At 73.1% G+C, this 12,078-nt stretch carries 16 protein-coding genes; 7 read left to right on the forward strand and 9 right to left on the reverse strand.

Annotated features, from left to right (window positions below; genetic code table 11):
- On the reverse strand, positions 1-226 hold a 226-nt coding region (locus tag E4P40_RS22330), incomplete at its 3' end, for a hypothetical protein (protein ID WP_209305464.1).
- A gap of 146 nt (positions 227-372) precedes the next feature.
- Here E4P40_RS22330 and E4P40_RS22335 point away from each other — a divergent pair.
- A complete protein-coding gene (locus E4P40_RS22335) occupies positions 373-1,731 on the forward strand; it encodes a competence/damage-inducible protein A (RefSeq protein ID WP_245160511.1) in 1,359 nt (452 codons plus the stop codon).
- Positions 1,732-1,741: 10 nt separating this feature from the next.
- Here E4P40_RS22335 and E4P40_RS28315 read toward each other — a convergent pair whose 3' ends face one another.
- From E4P40_RS28315 to E4P40_RS22350, 4 genes are all read right to left on the reverse strand, one after another.
- On the reverse strand, positions 1,742-1,900 hold the full coding sequence (locus E4P40_RS28315; protein WP_167762344.1) for a hypothetical protein: 159 nt from the start codon (positions 1,898-1,900) through the stop codon (positions 1,742-1,744).
- A 29-nt stretch (positions 1,901-1,929) separates the two neighbouring features.
- Positions 1,930-2,760, reverse strand: a complete 831-nt coding sequence (locus E4P40_RS22340) for a class E sortase (protein ID WP_245160512.1) — start codon at positions 2,758-2,760, stop codon at positions 1,930-1,932.
- Between the two features lie 168 nt (positions 2,761-2,928).
- Positions 2,929-4,437 carry a hypothetical protein gene (locus E4P40_RS22345; RefSeq protein WP_135160606.1) on the reverse strand — a complete coding sequence of 503 codons (1,509 nt, stop codon included), beginning with the start codon at positions 4,435-4,437 and terminating at the stop codon, positions 2,929-2,931.
- A 159-nt stretch (positions 4,438-4,596) separates the two neighbouring features.
- Positions 4,597-5,223, reverse strand: a complete 627-nt coding sequence (locus E4P40_RS22350; protein ID WP_135160607.1) for a hypothetical protein — start codon at positions 5,221-5,223, stop codon at positions 4,597-4,599.
- Here E4P40_RS22350 and E4P40_RS22355 point away from each other — a divergent pair.
- Positions 5,216-5,407 (forward strand): hypothetical protein, encoded by a 192-nt coding sequence (locus E4P40_RS22355; RefSeq protein WP_135160608.1) that lies wholly within the window; start codon positions 5,216-5,218, stop codon positions 5,405-5,407. The genes E4P40_RS22350 and E4P40_RS22355 overlap by 8 nt on opposite strands.
- A gap of 421 nt (positions 5,408-5,828) precedes the next feature.
- On the opposite strand, the gene E4P40_RS22360 is transcribed toward E4P40_RS22355, so the two are convergent.
- From E4P40_RS22360 to E4P40_RS22370, 3 genes are all read right to left on the reverse strand, one after another.
- Complete coding sequence (locus tag E4P40_RS22360; RefSeq protein WP_167762343.1) at positions 5,829-6,011, reverse strand: hypothetical protein; 183 nt, start codon at positions 6,009-6,011, stop codon at positions 5,829-5,831.
- Positions 5,999-6,205 (reverse strand): ribbon-helix-helix protein, CopG family, encoded by a 207-nt coding sequence (locus E4P40_RS22365; RefSeq protein ID WP_245160513.1) that lies wholly within the window; start codon positions 6,203-6,205, stop codon positions 5,999-6,001. Before E4P40_RS22365 ends, E4P40_RS22360 begins: the two co-directional genes overlap by 13 nt.
- A 466-nt stretch (positions 6,206-6,671) precedes the next feature.
- Positions 6,672-6,863: a hypothetical protein gene (locus E4P40_RS22370; RefSeq protein ID WP_135160608.1), complete on the reverse strand. Its 192-nt coding sequence runs from the start codon at positions 6,861-6,863 to the stop codon at positions 6,672-6,674.
- Between E4P40_RS22370 and E4P40_RS22375 the strand changes: the two genes are divergently transcribed.
- The 4 genes from E4P40_RS22375 to E4P40_RS28320 all read left to right on the forward strand — a co-directional run bounded on the left by E4P40_RS22375 (position 6,856) and on the right by E4P40_RS28320 (position 10,337).
- Positions 6,856-7,482, forward strand: a complete 627-nt coding sequence (locus tag E4P40_RS22375; protein ID WP_135160607.1) for a hypothetical protein — start codon at positions 6,856-6,858, stop codon at positions 7,480-7,482. The two genes, E4P40_RS22370 and E4P40_RS22375, sit on opposite strands and share 8 nt — an antisense overlap.
- A 159-nt stretch (positions 7,483-7,641) precedes the next feature.
- Positions 7,642-9,150 carry a hypothetical protein gene (locus E4P40_RS22380; protein WP_135160606.1) on the forward strand — a complete coding sequence of 503 codons (1,509 nt, stop codon included), beginning with the start codon at positions 7,642-7,644 and terminating at the stop codon, positions 9,148-9,150.
- 168 nt (positions 9,151-9,318) lie between these two features.
- Positions 9,319-10,149 carry a class E sortase gene (locus E4P40_RS22385; RefSeq protein ID WP_245160512.1) on the forward strand — a complete coding sequence of 277 codons (831 nt, stop codon included), beginning with the start codon at positions 9,319-9,321 and terminating at the stop codon, positions 10,147-10,149.
- 29 nt (positions 10,150-10,178) lie between these two features.
- On the forward strand, positions 10,179-10,337 hold the full coding sequence (locus tag E4P40_RS28320; RefSeq protein ID WP_167762344.1) for a hypothetical protein: 159 nt from the start codon (positions 10,179-10,181) through the stop codon (positions 10,335-10,337).
- A 10-nt stretch (positions 10,338-10,347) separates the two neighbouring features.
- Here E4P40_RS28320 and E4P40_RS22390 read toward each other — a convergent pair whose 3' ends face one another.
- Positions 10,348-11,706, reverse strand: a complete 1,359-nt coding sequence (locus E4P40_RS22390; protein ID WP_245160511.1) for a competence/damage-inducible protein A — start codon at positions 11,704-11,706, stop codon at positions 10,348-10,350.
- A 146-nt stretch (positions 11,707-11,852) separates the two neighbouring features.
- Between E4P40_RS22390 and E4P40_RS22395 the strand changes: the two genes are divergently transcribed.
- The coding region (locus tag E4P40_RS22395; protein WP_209305464.1) for a hypothetical protein at positions 11,853-12,078 on the forward strand (226 nt) is incomplete at its 3' end.

Genomic DNA, 12,078 nt, shown 5'->3' on the forward strand with positions numbered 1-12,078 from the left:
CCAGGCCGGGGAGTCCGGGGACGAAGTCCACGGGACCCGTCGGCTGCGGTGCGTCCAGGGGCTCGGACGAGGCCGCGACCGGTGCCGGCGTGGTCGCCCCGGGATGGGGCGGCAGCTGCTGGACGGCGGTGGCGCCGGTGGGGTGGACCACCGGGATCTCCTGGGTGCCCGTCTTCGTCGATCCCGTGGTCTCCACGGGCGGCTGGGGCTCGGACGGCGAGCTCACGGGTCCTCCTGGCGCGCTTCCGGTGGTCCGTGGGTCGGACCGCTCCGCACCGCACCGTAACGGCGGTGACGCGTGAGGTCCGCGAGGCGCCCCGGTGAGGCGCCCGGGAAGAGCGCTCCGCGGCGGCCCGCCCTAGGGTCGACCAGATGAGCGAGCTCGCGAGCTCACGGGAGCAGAGCGGTACTGCCCACGAGGACGACGAGCGCCAGCGAGGAGGACACGTGGGTACGCGTGCGGGCATCGTCGTCACCGGGACGGAGGTGCTCACCGGACGCGTGGCCGACCGGAACGGGCCCTGGCTGGCCGAGCAGCTGCGGCAGCTGGGCGTCGACGTCGGGCACGTCGTCGTGGTGGGGGACCGGCCCGACGACCTGCGCGGGGCGCTGACGTTCCTCGCCGGCACCGGGGTCGCCCTGATCATCACCTCCGGCGGGCTCGGGCCGACCGCCGACGACCTCACCGCCGAGGTGGTGGCGTCCTACCAGGGGCGGCCGTCCTCGCTCGACCCGGACCTCGAGCGGCGGATCGGGGAGATCGTCGAGCGGCTGTCAGCCCGTCGCGGCTGGCGGACCGACCCCGTCGCCGCGGCGGCCGGCGTGCGGAAGCAGGCGCAGGTGCCGGACGGCGCGACGGTCCTGGAACCCGTGGGCACGGCACCCGGTCTCGTCGTCCCCCCGGCCGAGGGGCGGACCGGGCCGACGGTGCTCGTGCTGCCCGGACCGCCGCCCGAGCTGCAGGGCATGTGGGACGCGGCGGTCGCGGCCGCGCCGGTCCAGCGGGCGATCGCGGGCCGGTCGGAACTGCGTCAGGAGACGGTGCGTCTGTGGGGCACCCTCGAGTCGCAGCTCGCCGCCACCCTGCGCAGCCACGAGCCGGAGCTGGCGGGGCTGGAGATCACGACGTGCCTGCGGGACGGCGAGCTCGAGGTCGTCACCCGGTTCGCGCCCGACGCCCAGGCGGCCTACGACCGGCTGGGTGCCGTGCTGGCGGAGGACTACGGCGACACGCTGTTCTCCACCGGCCCGACGCTCGACGACCTGGTGGCCCGGGGCTTCGCCGACCGCGGGCTGACCGTCGCGACCGCCGAGTCGTGCACGGGTGGGCTGCTCGCGGCGCGCCTCACCGAGCGACCCGGGTCCTCGGCCTGGGTCCTCGGCGGGGTGACCGCCTATGCGAACTCGGCGAAGGAGCAGCTGCTCGGGGTGCCCGCCGCCATGCTCGAGGAGCACGGTGCGGTGAGCCCCGAGGTCGCCGTCGCCCTGGCCGAGGGCGCCTGCGCACGCTTCGGTGCCGACATCGGTGTCGGCATCACGGGCGTGGCGGGTCCGGGCGGGGGCACGGCGGAGAAGCCCGTCGGCACGGTCCACGTGTGCGTGGCGGGGCCGGACGGGCGGGAGGCCAGGGCGCTCCGCCTGCCCGGCTCCCGGGCGGTGGTGCGGGAACGCTCCGTCACCCGGGCGATGCACCTGCTGCGGTCGATGCTCGTCGGGGGACCGCCAGCCTGACGGCGCCTCCTCACTGGTCGACGGTCACGTCCGTGAACGGCAGCAGCGGCTCGACCTCGGGGAAGACGACGAAGAGCAGCAGGGCGCAGACCGCCGCGACGAGCACGAGGGCGAGGACGCTCTTGACCGGGGTGTTCCCGGGCAGGTGGCGCCAGATCCAGGTGTACACGCTGCGTTCTCCCGAGGGGTCGTGGACGGTCAGCCGGCCAGCGCGGGCGGGCCGTCCGGCGCGGTGGCCTTGGCCAGCGGAGCGCCGTCCAGGCGGGCGTGGACGATCAGCCGCTGCTGGGCCGAGTACTTGGGGTGGCAGGTGGTGAGGGTGAGGTACGCACCGCTGGTCGCGCCGCCGGCCGCGCCGCCGGGGGTCGGGGAGATGACCTCGATGTTCTCCGGCCGGACGATGTGCTGGCCAGGGATCCCGCTGGGGTCGCCGTCGAAGCTGCCCGTGGCCGGGTCGCCGAGCACCCGGTAGACGTGCCAGTAGTCCGACGTCTCCACGACGATCGGGTCTCCGGGCTGCATCCGGTCGAGGTCCAGGAACGGCGAGCCCCGGCCGACACGGTGGCCGGCCAGTGCGAAGTTGCCCTCTTCGCCCGGCATCGCCGTGTCGAGGTAGTGCCCGGGGCCCTGGGCGAGCTGGACCTGAGCCGTGCCCTCGACGACGACCCGGTTCCAGTCGGCGCCCAGCCGCGGGATGTGCAGGACGGCGAACGGCTCGCCGAGCCCCACGTCGATGGCCGCCGGCGGTGCCGGGGCCTGGGGGGGCGAACCGGCAGGCGCCTCGACCGTCGGCGTGTCGGCCCACTGGTCCTGGATCTCCTCGCTGAGCTGGTCCTGCTGCTGCGAGGCGATGATGTCGGTGACGTACAGCTCGTAGGCCACGAAGAGCAGGGCCACGAGACCGAACGTGATGAGCGTCTGGCCGATCCCTCGCGCAGCGGTGCGCACCCAGTCACGCCGGGGACGTGCGGGTCCGTCGGCGCCGTCGGTCGCGCCGGGCCGGTCATCCACATCGATGGCGCTGCTCACCACGAACCCCTGTTCGGCCTCGGATGGTCCGGCGCGAGTCTGCACCGGGAACGACGTCTGACGGGTCAGAGGGGGCGGACGTCGCCTGCCGGGGTGAACCGGCAGACGACGTCCAGGTTGTGGAGCCCGGCCCGCCGCCCTGGGTCGTTCGGGCGGCGGGCCGGTGGATCAGACCGCCGCGGTGGTGCTGCGGCGGCGACCGGCGAGCGTCAGGGCCCCACCCGCACCCAGGGCCAGCAGGCCCAGGGTGAGCGGGAAGGAGACCTCAGCACCGGTGTAGGCGAGCTGACCCTTGGGCTGGGCGGTGGGGGACACCGCGGCCCGGTGGGGAGCAGCGTGCCTGACCGGCGCGACGGCCGGCTTGTGCTCGGCCGGCTTGGCGGCTGCAGCCGCCGCAGGCGCCGCGGCGGCCGGGGCGTCGACCTTGCACACCCAGTTGTCCGCGTTGCCGGCTGCGGCGTTGTTCGAGCACGAGACATTGCCACCGTTCGCCATCGAGATGATGTTGATGATGGTGGTGATGTTCTGCGTGCAGGTCACGTCGCCTTCGTTGGACCAGCAGTACTGCTTGTTGCCGTTGCCGGCGATCACCTCGACGATCGAGTCGCCACCGCTGACGTCGATGTCACCCGTCCTGGCGTCGTTGTCGACGTCGTTCTCGGCATCGAGGTCCTGGTTGTTGCGGCTGACGGCGTCGCCACCGTCACCTCCCGATCCAGAGCCGCTTCCCCCCGTGGTCCGGGAGTTGAGGTCGCCGTCGGCGTCCGCGTGGTAGCGGGCGCCGTTGCCGGCGGCGGCGTTGTTGCTGTTGTGCACGCTGCCGCCGTTGGCCTCGGAGCGGATCCTGACATCGGTGGCCACGTTCTGCGTGGCGCGGACGTCGCCGTCACCCTCGTGGTAGCACCGCTGGTTGGAGGTCCTGGCCATCGACGCCTCGCACCGCGACGAGTCGTCGCTGTGCGCGAACTGCCGGTTGCCGTTCCCAGCGAGCACGAAGACGTCGGACACGCCGCCGTGCGCGTAGATGTCACCCGAGCGGGCGTCGTTCTCGACGTCGTTCTCGGCGTCGACGTCCTGGCTGTTGCGGCTGAAGGCGTTGCCGCCGTCGCTCCGCGAACCGCTGCCGTTGCCGCCAGTGGTGTTGGAGGACAGGTTGCCCGAGGCGTTGGCGCTGTAGCTGGCGCCGTTGCCGGCAGCGGCGTTGTTGCTCCCGCTGACCGTGCCGCCGTTGGCCGAGGATGCGACGGTCGCCGTGGTGGTGACGTTCTGCGTCGCAGCGACATTGCCATCGCCGCCGCTACCGGCGGCCTGCGTGTTGCCATTGCCGGCCACGACGGTCACCCAGGAGGTGCCGCCGCTGGCGTCGATGGTTCCCGTCCTCGCAGTGTTGTCGACCTTGTTCTCGGCCTCGACCTCCTGCTCGTTCGAGCTGACGGCGGTGCCGCCGTCAGCCCCGCCCGAGCCTCCGCCTCCGGTGGTGGTGGAGGCGAGGTCGCCTGATGCGGCTGCGCCGGTGGTTGCGCCGCTGCCCGACGAGGCATTGGCGGAACCCGCCACTGCTCCGCCGTTCGCCGACGACGATGCGTCGGTGTCGGCACTCGCCACCGCCTGGCCGAGGAAGAGCATTCCTCCGGCCATTCCGGCGATGGCGAGACCGTTTCGCACGGTTCGATTCATCGTGGTCCTTCTAGGATGAGGGTTGCGTCATCGGGACAGGTCTCGAGCCCTGAGGTGGTGACGCGCTGGTGGTGGGTGGAACGAGTGGGGCGCTGCACTGGGTCGTGATGTGCCCCCCGTGGCACACCTGGGACGTGCGCAGGCCGCAGAGCGGCGGCGTCAGTCCGGCCGGGTGGCGGGGTCGGTCGTTGTGGTGGCGAGCGACCCCGTTGCCGGCACCGTGTGCGCGGCGTCGTCCACTGCGAGGTACAGGTCGTCGGAACCGCCCTCGACGGCGGTGACGGTGGGCGCCGGGCCGCCCTTCGGCGAGCCCGGGCCGGCGCCCGGCCCGGCGCAGCCGCCCGTCCCGCCTGCCGTCGTCGACGGCGCGGACGGGAGCTGGAGGGGAGCCGTGGGACCGAGCGGCGCGTCGCCCGACGCGGAGGAGACCGTCGGCGTGGACGTCTGGGTGGAGTCCGCGGTGATGTCCGTCGCGGGGGCGGCCGGCGCCGCGTCGACGCCGGAGGCACCGATCGAGCGGTGAGCTGCGGGCGGGACGTCGGCAGATCGCTTGTCGGCGGAGTCCGCGGTGACGACCGGCGCGATCGGGGCGGGGCACTCGGTCGCCGGACTGACGATGGCCGTCGGCGGTGCGACGGCGGCCTCGGTGACCGGGGCGGCGCACGTGGTGTCGGCTGCCGGCGCGGTCCCGGTGGATCCGGCTGCCGGTGTGCTCGGGCAGGCGGGCTGCACGAGCCCCTCGACCTGCGTGGTGACGGTGCCCGTCTCGTCGACCTTGGTGGTCACCCTCGTCGAGGTGACGCCGGAGGACGTGGTCGTCACGGAGCTGGTGGTCTGCGTCGTGACCGTGCCGCCCTCGGTGGCCGACGACGTGGTCGTCACCGTCCTGGCCTGCTCGGCGGGCGTCGTGGACGCCACGGTCTCCGGCGGTGCCTCGGTCGTCGTCGTCGAACTCGTCACGACCGACTGACTGCTCTCCGTCGTCGCCGACGGGGCCGGTTCGGCTGCCGGAGGCGTCTCGGCGGCGGTCGCGGGTGCAGCGTCGGCCGGAGCGGCCGGCGCAGGGTCCGCGGTGGTCTGCGTCGTCGCAGCTACCGGCTCGTCGGCGTGCGCGGCGAGGTCGGTCCCGATCGCCAGGCCCGCGTACACGCCCGCACCCAGGAAGAACGCGGCGACGCTGCGGGGAAGCCATGACCGGCGAACGGGAAACGGCACGCGGCCGTCTTCGTTCGCAGCAGTCATGGGGCGGACGTTAAGAACGGATCCGTCTCGTGACTACTCCGTTGTGCGCGGCCATTGTGGTGTGCGGCGTGTCACACATGATCATCCCTGCGGGGGATTGCGGAGAGTGACCGAAATCGGGTTGTTACGATCTTGGTATCACTCTGGTATCACGAAAGGCTGAGTGGCGACACGTTCGGAGGTACGCCGTGGCGATGACGCTCCGCCTCGATGCGGACGAGACCGACGCCCTTCGACGGCGCGCTCAGCAGGCCCATGTCGCGGACGGCCACGGTCGGGCCCACCGTCCGACGGGCCACCTCGAGCAGGTCCTCGAGAGTCAGTCCTGCCACCGGCCGAGCCATTCGACGGCCCCGGCGAACCGGGCCAGCTGCTGCTCGATCACGAGTCTCAGCGCGTCGTCCGACTCGTGCGTCCGGATGTATGCCGCCACCGCCCGCCGGGCGACGTCCTGCATCGACGTGCCCTCGGCCTGAGCGCGCCGTCGAAGGGCGTCGGTCTCGTCCGCATCGAGGCGGAGCGTCATCGCCACGGCGTACCTCCGAACGTGTCGCCACTCAGCCTTTCGTGATACCAGAGTGATACCAAGATCGTAACAACCCGATTTCGGTCACTCTCCGCAATCCCCCGCAGGGATGATCATGTGTGACACGCCGCACACCACAATGGCCGCGCACAACGGAGTAGTCACGAGACGGATCCGTTCTTAACGTCCGCCCCATGACTGCTGCGAACGAAGACGGCCGCGTGCCGTTTCCCGTTCGCCGGTCATGGCTTCCCCGCAGCGTCGCCGCGTTCTTCCTGGGTGCGGGCGTGTACGCGGGCCTGGCGATCGGGACCGACCTCGCCGCGCACGCCGACGAGCCGGTAGCTGCGACGACGCAGACCACCGCGGACCCTGCGCCGGCCGCTCCGGCCGACGCTGCACCCGCGACCGCCGCCGAGACGCCTCCGGCAGCCGAACCGGCCCCGTCGGCGACGACGGAGAGCAGTCAGTCGGTCGTGACGAGTTCGACGACGACGACCGAGGCACCGCCGGAGACCGTGGCGTCCACGACGCCCGCCGAGCAGGCCAGGACGGTGACGACCACGTCGTCGGCCACCGAGGGCGGCACGGTCACGACGCAGACCACCAGCTCCGTGACGACCACGTCCTCCGGCGTCACCTCGACGAGGGTGACCACCAAGGTCGACGAGACGGGCACCGTCACCACGCAGGTCGAGGGGCTCGTGCAGCCCGCCTGCCCGAGCACACCGGCAGCCGGATCCACCGGGACCGCGCCGGCAGCCGACACCACGTGCGCCGCCCCGGTCACCGAGGCCGCCGTCGCACCGCCGACGGCCATCGTCAGTCCGGCGACCGAGTGCCCCGCCCCGATCGCGCCGGTCGTCACCGCGGACTCCGCCGACAAGCGATCTGCCGACGTCCCGCCCGCAGCTCACCGCTCGATCGGTGCCTCCGGCGTCGACGCGGCGCCGGCCGCCCCCGCGACGGACATCACCGCGGACTCCACCCAGACGTCCACGCCGACGGTCTCCTCCGCGTCGGGCGACGCGCCGCTCGGTCCCACGGCTCCCCTCCAGCTCCCGTCCGCGCCGTCGACGACGGCAGGCGGGACGGGCGGCTGCGCCGGGCCGGGCGCCGGCCCGGGCTCGCCGAAGGGCGGCCCGGCGCCCACCGTCACCGCCGTCGAGGGCGGTTCCGACGACCTGTACCTCGCAGTGGACGACGCCGCGCACACGGTGCCGGCAACGGGGTCGCTCGCCACCACAACGACCGACCCCGCCACCCGGCCGGACTGACGCCGCCGCTCTGCGGCCTGCGCACGTCCCAGGTGTGCCACGGGGGGCACATCACGACCCAGTGCAGCGCCCCACTCGTTCCACCCACCACCAGCGCGTCACCACCTCAGGGCTCGAGACCTGTCCCGATGACGCAACCCTCATCCTAGAAGGACCACGATGAATCGAACCGTGCGAAACGGTCTCGCCATCGCCGGAATGGCCGGAGGAATGCTCTTCCTCGGCCAGGCGGTGGCGAGTGCCGACACCGACGCATCGTCGTCGGCGAACGGCGGAGCAGTGGCGGGTTCCGCCAATGCCTCGTCGGGCAGCGGCGCAACCACCGGCGCAGCCGCATCAGGCGACCTCGCCTCCACCACCACCGGAGGCGGAGGCTCGGGCGGGGCTGACGGCGGCACCGCCGTCAGCTCGAACGAGCAGGAGGTCGAGGCCGAGAACAAGGTCGACAACACTGCGAGGACGGGAACCATCGACGCCAGCGGCGGCACCTCCTGGGTGACCGTCGTGGCCGGCAATGGCAACACGCAGGCCGCCGGTAGCGGCGGCGATGGCAATGTCGCTGCGACGCAGAACGTCACCACCACGGCGACCGTCGCATCCTCGGCCAACGGCGGCACGGTCAGCGGGAGCAACAACGCCGCTGCCGGCAACGGCGCCAGCTACAGCGCCAACGCCTCGGGCAACCTGTCCTCCAACACCACTGGCGGCAACGGCAGCGGTTCGCGGAGCGACGGCGGCAACGCCTTCAGCCGCAACAGCCAGGACGTCGACGCCGAGAACGACGTCGAGAACGACGCCCGCTCGGGTGACATCTACGCGCACGGCGGCGTGTCCGACGTCTTCGTGCTCGCTGGGAACGGCAACCGGCAGTTCGCGCACAGCGACGACTCGTCGCGGTGCGAGGCGTCGATGGCCAGGACCTCCAACCAGCGGTGCTACCACGAGGGTGACGGCGACGTCCGCGCCACGCAGAACGTGGCCACCGATGTCAGGATCCGCTCCGAGGCCAACGGCGGCAGCGTGCACAACAGCAACAACGCCGCCGCCGGCAACGGCGCCCGCTACCACGCGGACGCCGACGGCGACCTCAACTCCCGGACCACGGGGGGAAGCGGCTCTGGATCGGGAGGTGACGGTGGCGACGCCGTCAGCCGCAACAACCAGGACCTCGATGCCGAGAACGACGTCGACAACGACGCCAGGACGGGTGACATCGACGTCAGCGGTGGCGACTCGATCGTCGAGGTGATCGCCGGCAACGGCAACAAGCAGTACTGCTGGTCCAACGAAGGCGACGTGACCTGCACGCAGAACATCACCACCATCATCAACATCATCTCGATGGCGAACGGTGGCAATGTCTCGTGCTCGAACAACGCCGCAGCCGGCAACGCGGACAACTGGGTGTGCAAGGTCGACGCCCCGGCCGCCGCGGCGCCTGCGGCGGCTGCAGCCGCCAAGCCGGCCGAGCACAAGCCGGCCGTCGCGCCGGTCAGGCACGCTGCTCCCCACCGGGCCGCGGTGTCCCCCACCGCCCAGCCCAAGGGTCAGCTCGCCTACACCGGTGCTGAGGTCTCCTTCCCGCTCACCCTGGGCCTGCTGGCCCTGGGTGCGGGTGGGGCCCTGACGCTCGCCGGTCGCCGCCGCAGCACCACCGCGGCGGTCTGATCCACCGGCCCGCCGCCCGAACGACCCAGGGCGGCGGGCCGGGCTCCACAACCTGGACGTCGTCTGCCGGTTCACCCCGGCAGGCGACGTCCGCCCCCTCTGACCCGTCAGACGTCGTTCCCGGTGCAGACTCGCGCCGGACCATCCGAGGCCGAACAGGGGTTCGTGGTGAGCAGCGCCATCGATGTGGATGACCGGCCCGGCGCGACCGACGGCGCCGACGGACCCGCACGTCCCCGGCGTGACTGGGTGCGCACCGCTGCGCGAGGGATCGGCCAGACGCTCATCACGTTCGGTCTCGTGGCCCTGCTCTTCGTGGCCTACGAGCTGTACGTCACCGACATCATCGCCTCGCAGCAGCAGGACCAGCTCAGCGAGGAGATCCAGGACCAGTGGGCCGACACGCCGACGGTCGAGGCGCCTGCCGGTTCGCCCCCCCAGGCCCCGGCACCGCCGGCGGCCATCGACGTGGGGCTCGGCGAGCCGTTCGCCGTCCTGCACATCCCGCGGCTGGGCGCCGACTGGAACCGGGTCGTCGTCGAGGGCACGGCTCAGGTCCAGCTCGCCCAGGGCCCCGGGCACTACCTCGACACGGCGATGCCGGGCGAAGAGGGCAACTTCGCACTGGCCGGCCACCGTGTCGGCCGGGGCTCGCCGTTCCTGGACCTCGACCGGATGCAGCCCGGAGACCCGATCGTCGTGGAGACGTCGGACTACTGGCACGTCTACCGGGTGCTCGGCGACCCGGCCACGGGCAGCTTCGACGGCGACCCCAGCGGGATCCCTGGCCAGCACATCGTCCGGCCGGAGAACATCGAGGTCATCTCCCCGACCCCCGGCGGCGCGGCCGGCGGCGCGACCAGCGGTGCGTACCTCACCCTCACCACCTGCCACCCCAAGTACTCGGCCCAGCAGCGGCTGATCGTCCACGCCCGCCTGGACGGCGCTCCGCTGGCCAAGGCCACCGCGCCGGACGGCCCGCCCGCGCTGGCCGGCTGACCGTCCACGACCCCTCGGGAGAACGCAGCGTGTACACCTGGATCTGGCGCCACCTGCCCGGGAACACCCCGGTCAAGAGCGTCCTCGCCCTCGTGCTCGTCGCGGCGGTCTGCGCCCTGCTGCTCTTCGTCGTCTTCCCCGAGGTCGAGCCGCTGCTGCCGTTCACGGACGTGACCGTCGACCAGTGAGGAGGCGCCGTCAGGCTGGCGGTCCCCCGACGAGCATCGACCGCAGCAGGTGCATCGCCCGGGTGACGGAGCGTTCCCGCACCACCGCCCGGGAGCCGGGCAGGCGGAGCGCCCTGGCCTCCCGCCCGTCCGGCCCCGCCACGCACACGTGGACCGTGCCGACGGGCTTCTCCGCCGTGCCCCCGCCCGGACCCGCCACGCCCGTGATGCCGACACCGATGTCGGCACCGAAGCGTGCGCAGGCGCCCTCGGCCAGGGCGACGGCGACCTCGGGGCTCACCGCACCGTGCTCCTCGAGCATGGCGGCGGGCACCCCGAGCAGCTGCTCCTTCGCCGAGTTCGCATAGGCGGTCACCCCGCCGAGGACCCAGGCCGAGGACCCGGGTCGCTCGGTGAGGCGCGCCGCGAGCAGCCCACCCGTGCACGACTCGGCGGTCGCGACGGTCAGCCCGCGGTCGGCGAAGCCCCGGGCCACCAGGTCGTCGAGCGTCGGGCCGGTGGAGAACAGCGTGTCGCCGTAGTCCTCCGCCAGCACGGCACCCAGCCGGTCGTAGGCCGCCTGGGCGTCGGGCGCGAACCGGGTGACGACCTCGAGCTCGCCGTCCCGCAGGCACGTCGTGATCTCCAGCCCCGCCAGCTCCGGCTCGTGGCTGCGCAGGGTGGCGGCGAGCTGCGACTCGAGGGTGCCCCACAGACGCACCGTCTCCTGACGCAGTTCCGACCGGCCCGCGATCGCCCGCTGGACCGGCGCGGCCGCGACCGCCGCGTCCCACATGCCCTGCAGCTCGGGCGGCGGTCCGGGCAGCACGAGCACCGTCGGCCCGGTCCGCCCCTCGGCCGGGGGGACGACGAGACCGGGTGCCGTGCCCACGGGTTCCAGGACCGTCGCGCCGTCCGGCACCTGCGCCTGCTTCCGCACGCCGGCCGCCGCGGCGACGGGGTCGGTCCGCCAGCCGCGACGGGCTGACAGCCGCTCGACGATCTCCCCGATCCGCCGCTCGAGGTCCGGGTCGAGCGAGGACGGCCGCCCCTGGTAGGACGCCACCACCTCGGCGGTGAGGTCGTCGGCGGTCGGCCCGAGCCCGCCGGAGGTGATGATCAGGGCGACCCCGGTGCCGGCGAGGAACGTCAGCGCCCCGCGCAGGTCGTCGGGCCGGTCCCCCACCACGACGACGTGCCCGACGTCGACGCCCAGCTGCCGCAGCTGCTCGGCCAGCCAGGGCCCGTTCCGGTCGGCCACGCGTCCGGTGAGCACCTCCGTCCCGGTGACGACGATGCCCGCACGCGTACCCACGTGTCCTCCTCGCTGGCGCTCGTCGTCCTCGTGGGCAGTACCGCTCTGCTCCCGTGAGCTCGCGAGCTCGCTCATCTGGTCGACCCTAGGGCGGGCCGCCGCGGAGCGCTCTTCCCGGGCGCCTCACCGGGGCGCCTCGCGGACCTCACGCGTCACCGCCGTTACGGTGCGGTGCGGAGCGGTCCGACCCACGGACCACCGGAAGCGCGCCAGGAGGACCCGTGAGCTCGCCGTCCGAGCCCCAGCCGCCCGTGGAGACCACGGGATCGACGAAGACGGGCACCCAGGAGATCCCGGTGGTCCACCCCACCGGCGCCACCGCCGTCCAGCAGCTGCCGCCCCATCCCGGGGCGACCACGCCGGCACCGGTCGCGGCCTCGTCCGAGCCCCTGGACGCACCGCAGCCGACGGGTCCCGTGGACTTCGTCCCCGGACTCCCCGGCCTGG

Source organism: Blastococcus sp. CT_GayMR20 (assembly GCF_004570345.1).